This is a genomic window from Acidovorax sp. (assembly GCF_027492855.1).
Taxonomy (GTDB): Bacteria; Pseudomonadota; Gammaproteobacteria; order Burkholderiales; family Burkholderiaceae_C; genus Acidovorax.
This window is the reverse complement of the sequence record NZ_JAPUDY010000048.1, coordinates 1-16079: the sequence shown is the minus strand read 5'-3', so window position 1 is coordinate 16079 and position 16079 is coordinate 1. Positions and strand designations below refer to the sequence as shown.

Genomic DNA, 16079 nt, shown 5'->3' with positions numbered 1-16079 from the left:
TCATTGTGCTATCGATGGCCTCAGATATCAATACCTGTGGAGCAATCCCCAATTTTATTCAAAAAAACACGATCCATGGCCTGCAGCCGCGCCTTGGGCGGGTCAGGCTGTCAAACCTTCTTCTTACCAAGCCGCGCCATGGTGGCCTGGTAGGCGCTGGCAACGTCGGGCCGCGTCTCGGCCGCCACGTCGAAGCGGCTGGCCAGTACTGCGGCATCGCCCTTGCTACCCAGTTGTCCAATGGCTTTGAAGATTTTCTTCATGAAAGCCGCATCGCCACCAATCACCTGCTTTTCAAAGCGCAGCAAATCGATCAGCGGCCCGACCAGCAAAGGCGACTGGGTCTTGCCCACCACGTCGAGCAGCCACTTGTACAGACGCAGGTGCTGTTGCGAGAAGTCTTCGCGCAGGTTGAAAAATGTCAGAAACAAGTCGATGTAGGCCGGTCCCGCCACGTTCTCCAGAATCTGCGCGATGGTGAAGTGCTCCTGGTCGAGCTTGCCCGCGTAAAACGCTTCGAGGTAGGTCGCCCGGTTGAGCGCGGTGTGCAGGGCGCGAGCCATGGGCGGTATCAACCGCTCGCCAAACTCGCTGAAGATGTCCACCACCAGATCTGCCACCGCCGAATAGTGAGGCCGCAGGCCGTTCTCGACCATGGACTCGAACGCGCCCGGCGCCGGGTGTGCCAGAGCGCCGCGAATCATCTCGGCCTCCGCGTGCCCGTGCACCAGGTACGAAAACGCCTTGCCCAGCATGGCGTTGTCGGCAATGGCATAGACCTGCGGCCAGTCCTTGGCTTCCATCAGCCGCGCGATGCGCGAGGCCTCGATGCTGTCCGCATCCCGCTCATAGGGCTCTTCCGGCAGTTCCAGCTGCAATGCAGCCCTCTCGCCGCACAAGGCGTTGTCAACATGCAGCCGCTTGAAGCGCCGCCCCGCCAGCGGAGCCAGGGTGGTGATGGGGTTGTTCGCCACGTTCAGCTTTTCCAGCCAGGTGCAGGTGGCCAAGGGCGACAGGTCGGTGACCTTGTTATAGCCCACGTTCAGTTCTTTCCACTGGGGGTAGCTGGCGGCAAAACCGAGGTCTGTAATGAGCTCGTAGCCCAACAGCAGGCAATCGAGTTGCGGCAGATCGAGCCCCACCGGAAAACGCCCCAGCTTGTTGCGCCGCAAGAACAGCGTGGTCAGCGCCGGCCAGCCATTCAAGGCTTCGAGGTCCTTGAAATCGCAGTTCTCGACGATTAGGAACCGCAGGTGAGGCAAGGCCTTGAGCGCCTGGAGGTTGGTGAATTTCATCCGCTCCAGATTCAAGGTCCTGAGCCCCGTGATGTGCGCCAGACGCGACATATCCACGGGCTGCGCCGTGCGGTTGCTGCGCAGATGGATGTCGTAAACGTCGTCGCAGCCTGCGATCTGGTCCAGGTCTTCGTCGGTGAATTTCTCCAGATGCAAGCCATCGGCATGGTTGAGCACGCTGATGGGGCGGTAAATGCGATCGGTCCACTTGGATTTCTTGGTCATGGCAAAACAGCTGAGATAAAGAAAGTGAAAAGGCAAATGCAACCGCTCATGCGCGCGCCAGCGCCGCCAGCTCCTGGTGCAACAGCAGCTCCACCTCGGAAGGCTCGAACTGGTCTTGCAGCAGCGGGATGGCAAAGCGGTAGTCGGCATCGTGCTTGCGCAGCACATAGGCCAGTTGCAGCCGCGCCAGCGACTGGCGCAACGCCTGCGCATCGCCCCTGATGCCGTCGTCCAGCAGTAGTTGGGCCAGCGCCACCAGGCTGGTCTGCCCCTGCTGGGCCGTTTGGTACACCACGATGCGGTCGAGGCGGCAAGCGGCCTCGTCCTGGCTCAGGCGGCCCCATCCGGCCAGGGCGTCCTGCACGGCCTGCGAGGCCAGGGCCTGGGTCAGGTGGCGGGCTTCGATCACGCGCTCGCCAGGCAGCAGGGCCTCCAGGCACTCCTGGCACAGGATGGCAACCAGGTTGGCGCGCTGGCCGCTGGCGTCGATCAGGCGGTCCACCAGGCGCTCGTTGTCAAAGCCCAGGCGCAACTTGCGCAGGGGTTCGGTGGCCAGTTCGCGGCAAGCGGTGCGCTCCAGGCCGCCAATGGCCAGTACCTCGCCAAAGTTGCGCAAAGGGCTTTGGTAGTCGAGCACGGCCGTGGCATACAGGTCCCAAAAGCCTGCCAGCATGAACCAGCAGCGCCCCTCTTCGCTCAACGCACGCAGCGTGGAGAGCTGGACGTAGCCGTTGCTCGACTCGTCGCGGAAGAACAGGTCGGCCTCGTCGATCAGCAAGTACAGCCGCTTGCCTTCGTACTGCGCCTGCAAATGGTCCACGATGGCTTCGAGCGGCGTGTCGGCGAGCAGGCCGAACTGCAGCGCCATGCGCGGTGCCAGGCGGTGATCGCGCAGCGAGACATAGTGGCACACGGTGTGCGGATGGCCGTGCAAGCGGCGCTGCACGGCCTTGAGCAGGCTGCTCTTACCCAGCTGGCGCCCGCCCACCACCAGGTAGTTGGCGGGCTCACGGTTGATCACGCGGGCCAGCAGTTGGGCACGGCCAAAGAACGAACCCTCGCGCGTCACGCCGCCGCGTGTCTGGTAGGGCGAGATGCGCGTGATGCGCAGTTGCGCCGCCAAAAGGCGCAGCAGCACCTGCAGCGCCTCACCGCCCACCAGCCACTCGGTCTGGCTCGCGCTGTCCACCACCACATGCAGGTTGGCGCGATCGTCCCCATGGGCCTGCAACAGCGGCTGAGGGGTGTCCACGCTGTGTTCGCTCAGGATGAGCAGTACGTCGCTGCCGGTCTGCGCGGCGCGCAGTTGGCGCAGCACGGTGGCCTCGTCCACACCGGGCGTGGGCACAAAGACGAGGCAGCGGTCCAGCGACACTGGAAGATCGGCCGGAAACTGCCATTCAAACACCAGCCCCGGCAGCGCCCAGTCTGCACTGGGCTGGCTGCGGGCCGAGACGCGCTCGGCCAGCGCGCGCACAAGGCCCGCCGCGCCCTCGGGCGCACCGGGTTGCGCGCACAGCACTGCGCGGCGCCAGTCCACCATGCGGATGTCGGCGGCCAGCAGCGTGGCCTCGCGCCGCCCCACCCAGCCGAGCAAGCGGTCCAGCCGGGGCAGCCGCGCCATCGGCGTACGGCGCAGGCGCGCGGGCTGCAATTGCGCAGGCCCCAGCAGCGGGTGGCGCGCCACCCAGACCACGGCGCCCGCGACAAAGATGCCAGCACACCAGTAGATGAGCCTGCGCAGACCCTCGAACGGGTCGCGCTCGAACGGCGGAACGGGCGCGAAGTCATCCGCCTGCCCTTCCAGGCAGTTGATGGGCAGGTAGCCCATAGGGATAGGCGGGCGCCCAGGGCGGCAGCTCCAGGTGGTCGTGCCGGGCTTGAGCTCCACCACTATCTGTGTGCCCGCGAGCTTGCCCAGGTCGGAGTTGTTAGCGATATCGGCCTGCAGCACATAGGGCCGGGGCGATGTGACGCGCAGTTGCGGGTTGCCAAGGTGCGGCGCGTATTTGTGGATGTCCTTGGGCCAGGCATCAAGCTCATGGTGCGCCTGCATCATCGCCACGCGCCACTGCACCAGCTCGCCCCAAACGATGCCCGCATTCTCAGCGCCGAGCACAGAGCCGCGCGTGACCGGGTTGAGCTTGGGCATGAGCAGCGCGCTGCCCACGAACAGCGTGATGGCCGCGATCACCACCGCACGGACCACCGGCCTGGACAGCAGCAGGCTCATCATGCGGCCGAGGAACATGATTCGAGCACCATGAGGCCTGCGTCGCGAACGGCGGGGCTGCGCCAATGCAGCCACGCGGCATCGCCCGTGCCACGCACATGGACCAGGTTGCCCCAGAACAGGCGGCGCAGCTCGTCGTCTTGCAGGTACGGGCGCGCACGGCCCAATGCATCGGCCTGCAGCAGTTGCGCCAGGCGCTGACGGGTGGCAGGCGCCTGGGCCAGCGGCAAAAAGGTTTGCCACAGGCGCGGGCTGCTGGCCAGGTGGGCGCGCAGCGTGGCAGAGCGCGCGTGCACCTCATCCACGCCATGCTCCACCAGCCACTGCAATCCCTCTTCGAACAACGCAGGGTGGCCTCCGCTGACCTCCTGCAAGGCCACAAGCACGGGCTGCGGCCAAGCCTGCCCAGACCCGCGGCGGTGGGCCAACTGGGTGAGATCATCCAACGACGGGTCGGGCCAGTGGTTGACCTGTGCGATGTTGAGCAGCGACAAGTCGCCGCTGCGGTATTTGAGGTCGGCCAGCGCCTCGCCACCGCACAGCAGCAGGTGAAGGCGGCCGCTGTGCATCTCGCTCAGGCTGCGCAAGATACCCGCCAGGGTTTCACGCAGTGCGGGCGTGCCCTGCTCGAATCGGCTGACCAGGCAGAACAGGCGCTCACCCGCCAGCAGGCGGCGCTCCAGCGCGGATTCGAACTCGTAATCGGACGCCACATCACCGAGCCCGCACTGGCGGCCGATAGCGGCAAAGTATTCAGCGGGCACGGTGCTCACGCTGTAGGGCGGCTGAATGTGCAGCACCGCTCCTTCGCCGTACTGCACCCTGGCGCGCTGCAGCAGCTCCATCCGAAACGGCGGCTGCCCCCAATGCGCGGGCGACAGCAGCAGCGAGATGGGGTACGGCACGGCCTGCGCCAATTGCGCGAACAAACGGTCTTGAAACGCGGCAAAAGGCGGCGCATCCGAAGACTCGGCTTGCAGTGGAAACTCAGGCTCGAACCCAGCGGCGCTGAGCAAGCGGTTGGCCTCGGTCTCGGTCAGGCGCAGGTAGCGCGTGCAGGCCACCACGCGGTCGCGCGAGCGCGGGTTGGGGGCCGACAGGCCATTGCGCCAGTTGTTCACGGCCTCGCGGCTCAGGCCGATCTCGGTGGCCACCCCGGAGGCACTGGCGCGGATGCGGCGCATGTAAAGCGATAAGAGCTCCGAGAAGGAATCGTGAACCATGGGCGAAGGCGTACGTGGCGGAGAAGAAAGAAAAGAAGAAAAAAGAGGGAAAGGGCCGACAGGTGCGCAGGGACGGTCCCGCGCCGCAGCCCCCTTGGCCGACTACAGCATCTGCTGCACCATCGGCCAGGCCTTGTAGCCACCCAGGGCACAGGCCACGAGCACCGGGCTGTAGAGCACCATGGAACCCACCACCGTCATCAACAAGCCGGGGTTCTCGTCTTCTTCCTGGGCTTTTTCAGCCTTGGCCGTTTTGTCCGCGCCATCCTCGGCACCGTCGCCCGTGATCTCCTGCACCAGCATCACCACCAATAGCACCAGCGACACCCCGAGCACGCCCAGGTAGCCGTACTGCAGTGCCCGGCTCTCCAGTGGATAGAAGTACGCGGCAAGCACCACTGCGGGCAACAGAAAGAAAGCATGCATCTGCCAGCGGTACCAGTCAAAGCCCTCTTCCTCCTTTTCGAGCGAGCCCAGCACCAGCCGGTAGGTCAGCGCGCCCAGCACGAAGATCAACCCGCCCCACCATTCGATTTGTGTCAGCATTTTTGAGTCTCTCCCTCGGGTTCAGCGGTCGGCGTTGCTGGTAGCTGGCTTGGCGCCATCGCCTTCCTGGCCGCTTTCTTGATCTTCTTCGTCGTCTTCATCCTCATCCTCATCTTCGTCATCCGCGTCATCGCCATGGATGCTTCTGTACTCAGCCATGATGTAGTACAGCGGCAGCACGATGGCCAGCACCAAACCCAGGCCCAGCCAGAGCCACAGGCCCTTGAACAGCAGTACGGTGACCACAGTGAAGACGATGGCCTGCAACAAGCCCTTGAACCCGGCGCGCAGCAGCATCACGCCAATCAGCCCCTGCACGGGCGACGTGCCGCTTTCGCGCATCTCCTTGGCCATGCCAATGAAGGCCTGAACGGCTTCCTGCGCTTCCTGCTTGCGTTGGGCCTCCTGTTTGCGCAACTTGGCCACCGGCACCGGCTTGCCAGGGTCTTTGGAGCAGGCATATTCATCATCGTCGCCTGACTCCCCGTCGGCCTCACGGTCCGGATCTGGCGGCTCCACGATGGAGCGGCGCTGCGGGTGTTTGTCAAAGAAGGCCTTGCGCGACACCCACAGGCCCTCGTCGAAATGCATACGCTCAGTCTCGCCCACCTGGTCGTAGAACACCTCGTGCACGGCCGCCTTCAGGCCGTGGGCGAACAGCGTTTCCAGGGTGCGCAGCGGCGGGTCGTCGTGGGTGCCGGTGTCAAAGTTCAGCGTCAAGTGCGAGGGCTTGGCAGACACCTCCTGGTTGAACCACTCGACGTCCCACAGGGCCTCTAAGTCCGCGCCCCCCAGTTTGTCTGCCCAGCGCTGCGCCTGTTCGGTGTTGCCTGCAGCGAGGTACTGGTACACCAGTTGGCTGAGCTTGAGTTTGATCGGGTCTTCAAAAAAAAGGTGCAGGGTATGGGCGTTTTGGGACATGGTTCGAAGGTGCTGTGCAGGGTGCAATCCGGTGGTTTTGAAGTAAACCGATTGTTACCGATGCACAAAGCACCGTCCCACGCCAGCTTGTCCAGAGGCACTGCCGGCGCGCTTGACAAAGCGTCCACCACGCAAAGGCAAGGCAGCGTCTGGCCTTAATTTTCAACTCTAAATTGCTACCACTTTGGTAGCAATATTATCAATACCATCAAGCGCCAGATGCCATTTTTTATTGCGCTCGATCAACACTTCCCCCCGCCCCATCCAGCAAAGTGATGGCAGCAAAGGGCATGTGGTGCATCAATTCACGCAAGACAAGCAGCGCGGCAGCGAAGGCGGGGCTGGCGGGCAGCCCCTGGTGTGCGGCGGGGCTGCCTTGTGCCACGGCGGCAAGCCGGTTGAACAGGCGCTCCATGGCATCGAGCGACAGCAAGCGTGCATGCCCCTCTGGAATGCCCGCCAGGGTGGCGAGGTCGTGCAACGCCAGGTCGGTGGAGCACAGCAGGGATGTGGCCCCTTCAGGCACCCACTGACGGTGGCGCACATAGGCTGCATAGACCTCGTCTTCGACCGAGGCGATGGCGGTCTCCAGCTCCAGCGGTGTGGGCAGGCTGGCGCAGAAGAAGTCTCGCGCTGTTTTTTGGGTGCCCAGGGCCAGCGTCAGCACCACGGAAGGCTGCTCTGCGGGGTTCTGCCCCGTTGCCAGCACACAGTGCTCGGGCCCCATGTGCAAGGCGGTGATCCACTGGCCGGGCGCTGCCCAGGCATTGGCCTGGCTATAGATGCCCGCGATTTCCGCGAGCGGGGCCTCTGGCGGCTGCGCGGGGACCATGGGTTCAGGCACGCGGGCTCCGACAGCGTCTATGCAACAACATCCGTCGCCCCTTCGGCTGCAGCCACCAGCCGCTGGGTGTAGGGGTGCTGCGGTGCATCCAGCACCGCGTTCACGCTGCCGCTTTCAAGCACGGCGCCGTCCTTCATCACCAGCACGTCGTGCGCCATGGCGCGGATGACGTCCACATCGTGGGTGATGAGCAAATAGCTCAGGCCCTTTTCTTTTTGCAGGCGCTGCAGCAGGCCCAACACCTGCTGCTGGATGGTGACATCCAGCGCGCTGGTGGGCTCGTCGAGCACCAGCACCTGGGGCTGCACGATGAGCGCCCTGGCAATGGCCAGGCGCTGGCGCTGGCCGCCCGAAAACTCATGCGGGTAACGCTCCAGCAGGCGGGGGTACTGTGCCTCAGCCAGGCCTACCTCTTCCAAGGCGGCTTCTACGCGCGCACGGCGCTCGGCCGTGGCCATCGCGCTCTCGTGCACCCTGAGGCCCTCGCCCACGATCTCTTCGACCGTGAGGCGCGGTGACAACGACGAAAACGGGTCCTGGAACACCACCTGCACCCGGCGGCGCAACTGCTGGTTGGCGGGCGTGTTGCGCGTAGCGGGCTGCTGCCATGCCTGGCCGCTCACCTGAAGCTCGCCGGTGCTGGGCAGCAGGCCCAGGATGGCCTGCGCCAATGTGGACTTGCCCGAGCCAGACTCGCCCACCACACCCAGCGTCTGGCCTGGCAGCAGTTGCAGAGTGGCCCCCTGCACGGCCACGAACTCCCCTTTTTTGAACCAGCCCCGGATACCGGGCAGCGGCGTGGGGTACACCACGCGCAGGTTCTGCGCCTGCACCACCGGGGGAGTGCCTGCGGGCGGGTCGACCTCGGCCACGTCGCGGCGGGGCTGGCTGGCGATCAGGCGGCGTGTATAGGCATGCTGGGGTGTGCCAAACACCTCGGCCACGGGGCCTTGCTCCACCAGCACGCCCTGCTCCATCACGGCCACGCGGTCTGCAAAGCGGCGCACCAGGTTCAGGTCGTGCGTGATCAGCAGCACCGCCATGCCGTTCTGGCGCTGCAAATCACTGAGCAAATCCAGAATCTGGCCGCGCAGCGTCACGTCGAGCGCGGTAGTTGGCTCGTCGGCCAGCAGCAATTTGGGGCTGCTGGCCAGGGCCATGGCGATCATGGCGCGCTGGCGCTGGCCGCCCGAGAGCTGGTGGGGGTAGCTGCCCGCGCGGCGCGCAGGCTCGGGGATGCCCGTTTGCGCCAGCAGATCGATGGCGGCCTGCGCGCACTGGGCGCCGGTAAGGCCTTTTTTGAGCTGCAGGATTTCGGCAATCTGCAGGCCAATGGTCATCAGCGGGTTGAGCGCGGTCATGGGTTCCTGGAACACCATGGCGATGTCCCCACCGCGCACGCCGCGCATCTCGCGTTCGGTCAGTGCCAGCAGGTCGCCGCGCCCCTGCAGTTGAGCGTGGCCGGTGATGACCGCATCACCCGCCAGGCGCAGCAGGCTCAAGGCGGTGATGGTTTTGCCCGAGCCGGATTCGCCCACCAGCGCGAGTTTTTCGCCCGCAGCGATGCTGAAGTTGACGCCTCGCACCACTTCTTTGGCGCCAAAACGAACGTGGAGGTCCTGAACCTGCAACAACAAAGGGGATGTCATGGCCGAAGGAGTCACTGGTCGGCCTTTCGTGGATCGAGGGCGTCACGCAACGCATCGCCCATGAAGGTCAAAAGCAGCAAGGTGGTGACCAGCACCGCAAAGGTGGACAACGAAATCCACCACGCATCAATGCTGTTCTTGCCCTGGTTCAGCAGCTCGCCGAGCGACGGTGTACCGGGCGGCACGCCAAGGCCCAGAAAATCCAGCGAGGTCAGCGCCAGGATGGCGCCACTCATGCGAAACGGCAAAAAGGTGACCACGGGCGTCAGGCTGTTGGGCAGGATGTGGCGCCAGATGATCTGGGTGTTGCTCACGCCCAGCGCGCGCGCGGCCTTCACGTAGTCAAGCTGGCGGTTGCGCAAAAACTCGGCGCGTACATAGTCCGACAGCCCCATCCAGCCAAACAACGACAGCAGGATGAGCAGCAGCGCGATGCTGGGCGCAAACACGGCGCTGAAGATGATGAGCAGGTACAGCTCGGGCATGGAGCCCCAGATCTCGATGAAGCGCTGAAAGGCCAGATCGATCTTGCCGCCAAAAAAGCCCTGGATGGCACCGGTGACCATGCCCAACAGCACACCGGTGACCGTGAGCGCCAGGCCAAACAACACGCTCACGCGAAAGCCGTAGAGCAGTTGTGCCAGCAGGTCGCGCCCCCGGTCGTCCGTGCCCAGCCAGTTCTCACGCGTGGGTGCCGAGGGGTTGGGCGCCTTGGCAAAGTAGTTGAGCGTGTTGGGGCCGTAGGGGTTCAGGGTGTACAGCGCCCAGTTATTGCCCGTGTTCAGGCGCTCTTTGATGAAGGGGTCCAGGTAGTCCGTAGGCGTCTCGAAGTCTCCGCCAAAGGTCTTCTCGGGATAGTCCTTGAGCATGGGGAAATAGGTCTGCCCCTCGTAGCGCACGATGAGCGGCCTGTCGTTGCTGACCAGCTCGGCACACAGGCTGAGCAACACCAGGGCGCAGAAGACCAACAGGCTCCAATAGCCCAGGCGGTTGCGCTTGAAGCGCAGCCAGGCGCGGCGCGAGGGGGAAAGCGAAGGCGATGCGGAAGCAGAACTCATCGGGGCCATGGGTGCGCTCGGGCTAGTCAAACTTCACGCGCGGGTCCACCCACACATAACAAAGGTCACTGATGAGCTTGGTGACGAGGCCGATCAGCGTAAACAGATACAGCGTGCCCAACACCACCGGGTAGTCGCGGCGGATCACGCTCTCGTAGCTAAGCAGGCCCAGGCCGTCGAGCGAGAACAGGGTTTCGATCAGCAGCGAGCCCGTGAAAAACGCGCCGATGAAGGCCGCTGGAAACCCTGTGACGATGGGGATGAGCGCGTTGCGGAACACATGCTTCCACAACACCTGGCGCTCGGAAAGCCCCTTGGCGCGGGCGGTGAGTACGTATTGCTTGCGAATTTCTTCCAAAAACGCGTTCTTGGTCAGCATGGCCGTAACGGCAAAGCTGCCCAACACCATGGCCGTGACGGGCAGCGTGATGTGCCACAAATAGTCCACGATGCGGGCACCCCAGGCCATCTCATCCCAGTTGGAAGACGTCAGCCCCCGCAGCGGAAACCACTGCAGTTGCCCGCCAAAAATCACCAGCAGCGCCACGCCCAGCACAAAGCCGGGGATGGCGTAGCCCACCAGAATGAGCAAGGTGGTCACCAGATCGAACCGCGACCCAGCCCGCACGGCCTTGGCCACGCCCAGGGGCACGGCGACGAGGTAACTGATGAAGAAGGTCCACAGGCCCAGGCTGATGGAGACGGGCAACTTTTCCTTGACAAGCCCCCAGACATCCTTGCGCTGCTGAAAACTTTGACCCAAATCGAACTGGGCATATTGCTTGAGCATCTGCCCAAAGCGCTCATGCGCTGGCTTGTCGAAGCCATACATGACCTTGATCTCGTTCACCTGCGCAGGGGTCAATGCACGCGCGCCCTGTCCGTTACCCAAAGAGTTTTCCTTGTTGGTGAGCTGCGACATGAGTTGCTCTACAGGACCACCAGGAACAAACTGGATGACGGCAAAATTGATCACCAACACCCCAAGCAGGGTGGGCACCATAAGCAGTAGACGACGAAAAATGTAGGTGACCATGGCGAATTTCAGGGTTGCTCACGCCACCACATGGTCAGCAGCCATGAGCCAGCCAGCATGTGCGGAGGCAGAGCTGGGGGGTGCTGTAGGTAGTTTTTGCGGGCGATGAAAAACTGGCGACCGTAGTACATGGGCACCACGTATTGCTGGTGCCGCAGATAGCGGTCAAGCAAGCGCGCACCGGCAGCAATTGCCTTGCGGTCAGGGCTCTTGACAATCTCCTCAATCAGTTGATCGATGGTCTTGTCTTTAATGCCGGAGAGGTTCTGACTCCCCTTCTCGTCTGCAGACGTGGAACCAAAATCGTCGTAGAGCTCGTTGCCCGGACTGGATGATCCACCCAGGATATTGATGGCCAAGTCAAAATCGAAATCGTCCAACCGTTTCTTGATGAGGCTTGCATCACTGAGGCGGTAGCGCAACTCGATACCGATCTTTCCCAGGTTGCGGGCATAGGGCGCTAGCACGATCTCCGAGCCGCGATCCGGAATCATGATGGTCATGACAAAAGGGTCACCGGCGCTGTTGCGCAAAGCACCGTCCCGAAAAGTCCAACCCGCATCAAGAAGCAACTGCTGTGCCTCAAGCAGGTTCTTTCGAAGGCCTTCGGCAGTGCCTCCGCTGCTCGCAGGGCGAACCACAGGGTCACGCAAGGCCGCTAGCAGCGCCGGAGTTTGCTCCAAGCGCGCAGCGATCTGAAGTTCCTCCGCAGTAGGCATTTCGCCAGCCATCAGATCTGGAGAGTTCTGAAAATAGCTCTGGGTCCGGGCACGGCGGTTGTAAAACACGCGGTTGTTCAGCCAGTCGAAGTCAAAAGCAAGCGAAATGGCTGCACGCACTCGCGGGTCGGCAAACCGGGGCTGCCGTAGATTCATCACGATACCTTGCATGCCCGTAGCACGGCTGTGCGCAATCTCGTCCTTCACCAACTCCCCGGAATCGAATCGACGCCCCTTGTAGCGGCGCACCCAGGCACTGATGGAGTTCTCCTCCAAGGCATCCAGATCACCGGCCTTGACCGCCTCTTCTTCACCCAGCCGATCACGGTAGTAGAGGTACTGGATTTCGTCAAAATTGAACATACCCTTGCGAACAGGCAGATCAGCCGCCCAGTAATCCTTGCGCCGCTGGTAGGTGATGGACTTACCCAAATCCACGTGCTTGATCGCATAGGGACCACTGGCAATCGGATGCTCCAAAAATATCTGATCTATGGTCTTGCCCTGAGTCCAGGCCTTAGAGAACACCGGCAACTGACCGATCACCATGTGCAGCTCGGAATTGCGGCGCTTGAAATCAAAGCGGATGGTCAACCGGTCTACCACTACCGCCTGGGCAATATCTGCCCAATAGGCCCGAAAGGTGGGCGATGCCTGCTTGCTGGTCAAAGTGTCGAACGAGTACTTGACGTCCTGCGCGAGCACCGGATCACCGTTGGAAAATCTGGCTTTGGGATTCAGTCGAAACTGCACGCTGAGCTTGTCTGATGCCAGGGATATGTCTTCAGCCAACAAACCATACCGGCTGAATGGCTCATCCTCGCTAGGCGTCGTGAGCGAATCAAATACCAATCCATATTCTGCAAAGACGAAGCCGTTGCCGCTGTAACCCATGCCAGCAGCCACCTGCCCGCGAAGGGTAAAAGGATTGAGCTTGTCGAAGCTGCCGCTGGCCGACAACTGCAGTCGCCCACCCTTGGGCGCATCTGGCCGCACATAGTCGAAGTGCAGGAAGCCGACTGGGTACTTGGGCTCATATCCCATGCCCATGCCATGCACGGCCCATGCGGGCAAGACACTGCAAAGCAAAAGGAAAACCATCAAAAATCGCATGCGACAATTCTGCACTACCTTCATCGGCCACCGTAGCGAATAGCGCATAACCACATGCAGCGCGCCAGCGGGGCGCGTCCCCCATTCCACAAGGAGAACAAACATGGGTTTTCTGACCGGCAAGAAGCTGCTCATCACGGGTGTTTTGTCCAACCGCTCCATCGCCTACGGCATCGCCAAGGCCTGCCATGCGCAAGGCGCCGAGCTGGCTTTCAGCTACGTGGGCGAGCGTTTCAAGGACCGCATCACCGACTTTGCCGCCGAGTTCGACTCCAAACTGATCTTTGATTGCGACGTGGCCAGCGACGAGCAGATCGAGCGCATGTTCGCCGAACTCTCGCAAACCTGGCCGAAGTTCGACGGTTTTGTGCACAGCATCGGTTTTGCGCCGCGCGAGGCGATTGCGGGCAACTTCCTCGAAGGCCTCAGCCGCGAAGGTTTTCGCATTGCGCACGACATCAGCGCCTACAGCTTTCCGGCCATGGCCAAGGCAGCCCTGCCCTATCTCAACGACAAGTCGTCACTGCTGACGCTGTCGTACCTGGGCGCGCTGCGTTCCATCCCCAACTACAACACCATGGGCCTGGCCAAGGCCTCGCTAGAAGCCTCGGTGCGCTACCTGGCCGAAGCCGTGGGCCGCACCGAAGACGGCCGCGCCATCCGCGCCAACGGCATCAGCGCAGGCCCCATCAAGACGCTGGCCGCCAGCGGCATCAAGGACTTTGGCAAGCTGCTCAGCCGCGTGGCCGATGCCTCGCCCCTGCGCCGCAATGTGACGATTGAAGACGTGGGCAATGTGGCGGCCTTTTTGCTGTCCGACCTGGCCTCGGGCATGACGGCCGAGATCACTTATGTGGACGGTGGCTTCAGCCAGACCGCAGGCCTGAGCGCCGATCAGGTCTAACCTGGCCACGGGGTTTCAAGCAAAACTGGCCCTAGCGCTTGATGATCAAGCGCTAGCAGCTATATATTTAATAGCAAATGCTTCGCAGAAGCTGCCTGGTCTGGTTGGCATTGGCCAGTGCCTTGCCCGCGCTGCCAGCCCACGGGGCCGATGCGCCAGCCCTGCTGCTGGCCAACGTGTACCGGCCGGGCTTGCCATTGGATGCGTACTGGGTCAGCGAGAAATACGACGGCGTGCGCGGCTACTGGGACGGCCACACGCTGCGCACCCGCGGCGGCGAGACCGTGATCGCACCGGCGTGGTTCACGGCAGGCTGGCCTGATACACCCATGGATGGCGAGCTCTGGGCCGGGCGCGGTCGTTTTGCCCATGCGCAATCCACCACACGCCAGCAGCGTGCCGATGATGCGGCATGGAAGCAGATGCAGTTCATGGTGTTCGATCTGCCCCAGCATGGCGGCACCTTTGACGACCGCATACCGGCGCTGAATGCGCTGGTCGCCACGATAGGGCAGCCCTGGGTGCAGGCGGTGCAGCAAAGGCGAGTGACATCAGATACTGCGCTTCAGGCCCTGTTGCAACGCACGGTTCGCGCGGGCGGCGAAGGCCTGATGTTGCACCGGGGCGCCTCGCTGTACCGAGGCGGACGCAGCGATGACCTCGTCAAGGTCAAGACACACGAAGACACCGAGGCACGCGTGGTGGCCCACCTTCCGGGCAATGGGCGGCACGAAGGCCGCCTGGGTGCACTGCTGGTGGAAATGCCGTCGGGGCAGCGATTCAAGCTGGGGGCAGGTTTCAGCGACTCTCAGCGGCTCGACCCTCCTCCCGTGGGAAGTTGGGTCACCTACCGCTTTCGCGGCACGCATCCGGGCGGACTGCCGCGCTTCGCGAGCTTTGTGCGCGTGCGTGAAGAGATGCCTGCCGCACGCTGATGAAGCGCTCCGAACGGAGCATCCGCGCCAGCGCATCACATCACGGCACGCCACGCGGTACGGCACGCCCCTTCAATCAGCCTGCAGGCAAGTGAATGAAGGGGCACAGGAGCGCCTCGGTTAGTTGGGCAGCAGAACCTTGTCCACCACGTGGATCACGCCGTTGGATTGGTACACATCGGCGATGGTGACCTTCGCCATGGCGCCTTTTTCATCGGTCAGCATGATGGTCTTGCCGTTGGCCTTGGCGGTGAGCGTGCCACCGGCCACGGTCTTGATGCTGGCCATGCCCTTGCCGTCGGCAATCATCTTGGACAGCGCAGCAGCGTCCCATTTGCCAGCCACCACGTGATACGTCAGCACCTTGGTCAGCGCGGGCTTGTTCTCGGGCTTGAGCAGATTGTCCACGGTGCCTGCGGGCAACGCAGCAAACGCAGCGTTGGTCGGTGCGAACACGGTGAAAGGCCCAGGCCCCTTGAGCGTCTCCACCAACCCGGCGGCCTTCACGGCAGCGACCAGGGTGGTGTGGTCTTTGGAATTCACGGCGTTGTCGATGATGTCCTTGCTGGCCAGCATGGGCGCCCCGCCCACCATCACGTCGGCAGCGATGGCCTGCCCCGCGCCAGCAGACAGGGCAACCAGCAAACCGGCAGTAGCAATACGGGCGTTGAAAGAATTGCGCATGGGGGAATCTCCTGAAAGTAATGAAGGGATGTCTCACACCGCATGGAATGCACACGGCTACCAGTCAATACGCCCAGGGCTGCCGCCTGGATTCAGAAAATTTGCAACGGCTCAGATACAAAAGAAAACGCCCTGCGACACGGGCCGCAGGGCGTTGGGCGATGAACAGGCCGGTGCACCCCACAGTGCACGGTCCATCAAAAGGCTGTGGGCATCAGATGGTGCGGCCGTAGGGGCCGTCGTCGCCCAGCTGCACTAGGTTCTTGGCCGTCGCCAGAGGCTTGGGGTTCTTGCTGGTCTTGCCATCGGCCACGCAGTCGGCGTAATACCGCACCTGGCCGTTCTCGTCTTCCACCTCCACCAGGCCATGGATATCGGTCTCGAAACCGGGGCACAGCTTGGCGAATTCGCGGGCGAACTTGAGGTAGTCAACGATCTTCTTGTTGAACACCTCGCCAGGGATCAGCAGCGGAATGCCCGGCGGGTATGGTGTGACCAGGCCCACGGTGATGCGGCCTTCCAGGTGGTCGATCTCCACGCGCTCGGTGGTGCGGTGCGCAATGTGCGCAAAGGCGTCCGATGGCTTCATGGCGGGCGTGAGGTCCGAGAGGTACATCTCGGTCGTGAGGCGCGCGATGTCGTACTTGGCGTACATCTCGTGCACGTGCTGGCACAGGTCCTTGAGGCCCATGCG

13 protein-coding genes and 1 pseudogene are annotated in these 16079 nt (G+C 62.9%); 2 read left to right on the top strand and 12 right to left on the bottom strand.

Annotated elements, in window-relative coordinates; translation table 11 throughout:
• Positions 1 to 110 precede the first annotated feature (110 nt).
• From Q0105_RS09225 to Q0105_RS09180, 10 genes are all read right to left on the bottom strand, one after another.
• On the bottom strand, positions 111 to 1520 hold the full coding sequence (locus Q0105_RS09225) for a leucine-rich repeat domain-containing protein (RefSeq protein ID WP_298211016.1): 1410 nt from the start codon (positions 1518 to 1520) through the stop codon (positions 111 to 113).
• Positions 1521 to 1566: 46 nt separating this feature from the next.
• A complete protein-coding gene (locus Q0105_RS09220; RefSeq protein WP_298211014.1) occupies positions 1567 to 3771 on the bottom strand; it encodes an ATP-binding protein in 2205 nt (734 codons plus the stop codon).
• A complete protein-coding gene (locus tag Q0105_RS09215; RefSeq protein WP_298211012.1) occupies positions 3753 to 4976 on the bottom strand; it encodes a hypothetical protein in 1224 nt (407 codons plus the stop codon). Before Q0105_RS09215 ends, Q0105_RS09220 begins: the two co-directional genes overlap by 19 nt.
• A gap of 102 nt (positions 4977 to 5078) precedes the next feature.
• Positions 5079 to 5522 carry a hypothetical protein gene (locus tag Q0105_RS09210; protein ID WP_298211011.1) on the bottom strand — a complete coding sequence of 148 codons (444 nt, stop codon included), beginning with the start codon at positions 5520 to 5522 and terminating at the stop codon, positions 5079 to 5081.
• Between the two features lie 21 nt (positions 5523 to 5543).
• Positions 5544 to 6443, bottom strand: a complete 900-nt coding sequence (locus tag Q0105_RS09205) for a hypothetical protein (protein WP_298211009.1) — start codon at positions 6441 to 6443, stop codon at positions 5544 to 5546.
• Between the two features lie 229 nt (positions 6444 to 6672).
• Positions 6673 to 7287, bottom strand: a complete 615-nt coding sequence (locus Q0105_RS09200; RefSeq protein ID WP_298211007.1) for a hypothetical protein — start codon at positions 7285 to 7287, stop codon at positions 6673 to 6675.
• A 17-nt stretch (positions 7288 to 7304) separates the two neighbouring features.
• A complete protein-coding gene (locus tag Q0105_RS09195; protein WP_298211004.1) occupies positions 7305 to 8936 on the bottom strand; it encodes a dipeptide ABC transporter ATP-binding protein in 1632 nt (543 codons plus the stop codon).
• 11 nt (positions 8937 to 8947) lie between these two features.
• A complete protein-coding gene (locus Q0105_RS09190) occupies positions 8948 to 9994 on the bottom strand; it encodes an ABC transporter permease (RefSeq protein WP_298211002.1) in 1047 nt (348 codons plus the stop codon).
• Between the two features lie 22 nt (positions 9995 to 10016).
• Positions 10017 to 11030 (bottom strand): ABC transporter permease subunit, encoded by a 1014-nt coding sequence (locus Q0105_RS09185; protein ID WP_298211000.1) that lies wholly within the window; start codon positions 11028 to 11030, stop codon positions 10017 to 10019.
• Positions 11031 to 11038: 8 nt separating this feature from the next.
• Positions 11039 to 12967, bottom strand: coding sequence for an extracellular solute-binding protein (locus tag Q0105_RS09180; RefSeq protein WP_298210998.1), 1929 nt, complete (start codon positions 12965 to 12967; stop codon positions 11039 to 11041).
• Here Q0105_RS09180 and fabI point away from each other — a divergent pair.
• Positions 12966 to 13766: an enoyl-ACP reductase FabI gene (gene fabI / locus Q0105_RS09175; protein WP_298210996.1), complete on the top strand. Its 801-nt coding sequence runs from the start codon at positions 12966 to 12968 to the stop codon at positions 13764 to 13766. The genes Q0105_RS09180 and fabI overlap by 2 nt on opposite strands.
• Positions 13767 to 13843: 77 nt before the next feature.
• Positions 13844 to 14701: a DNA ligase gene (locus Q0105_RS09170; RefSeq protein ID WP_298210994.1), complete on the top strand. Its 858-nt coding sequence runs from the start codon at positions 13844 to 13846 to the stop codon at positions 14699 to 14701.
• A gap of 120 nt (positions 14702 to 14821) precedes the next feature.
• Here the strand turns inward: Q0105_RS09170 and Q0105_RS09165 are convergent, their stop codons facing one another.
• Positions 14822 to 15385 carry a fasciclin domain-containing protein gene (locus tag Q0105_RS09165; protein WP_298210992.1) on the bottom strand — a complete coding sequence of 188 codons (564 nt, stop codon included), beginning with the start codon at positions 15383 to 15385 and terminating at the stop codon, positions 14822 to 14824.
• 214 nt (positions 15386 to 15599) lie between these two features.
• Positions 15600 to 16079: pseudogene (locus Q0105_RS09160) on the bottom strand (lysine decarboxylase); the annotation flags it as partial.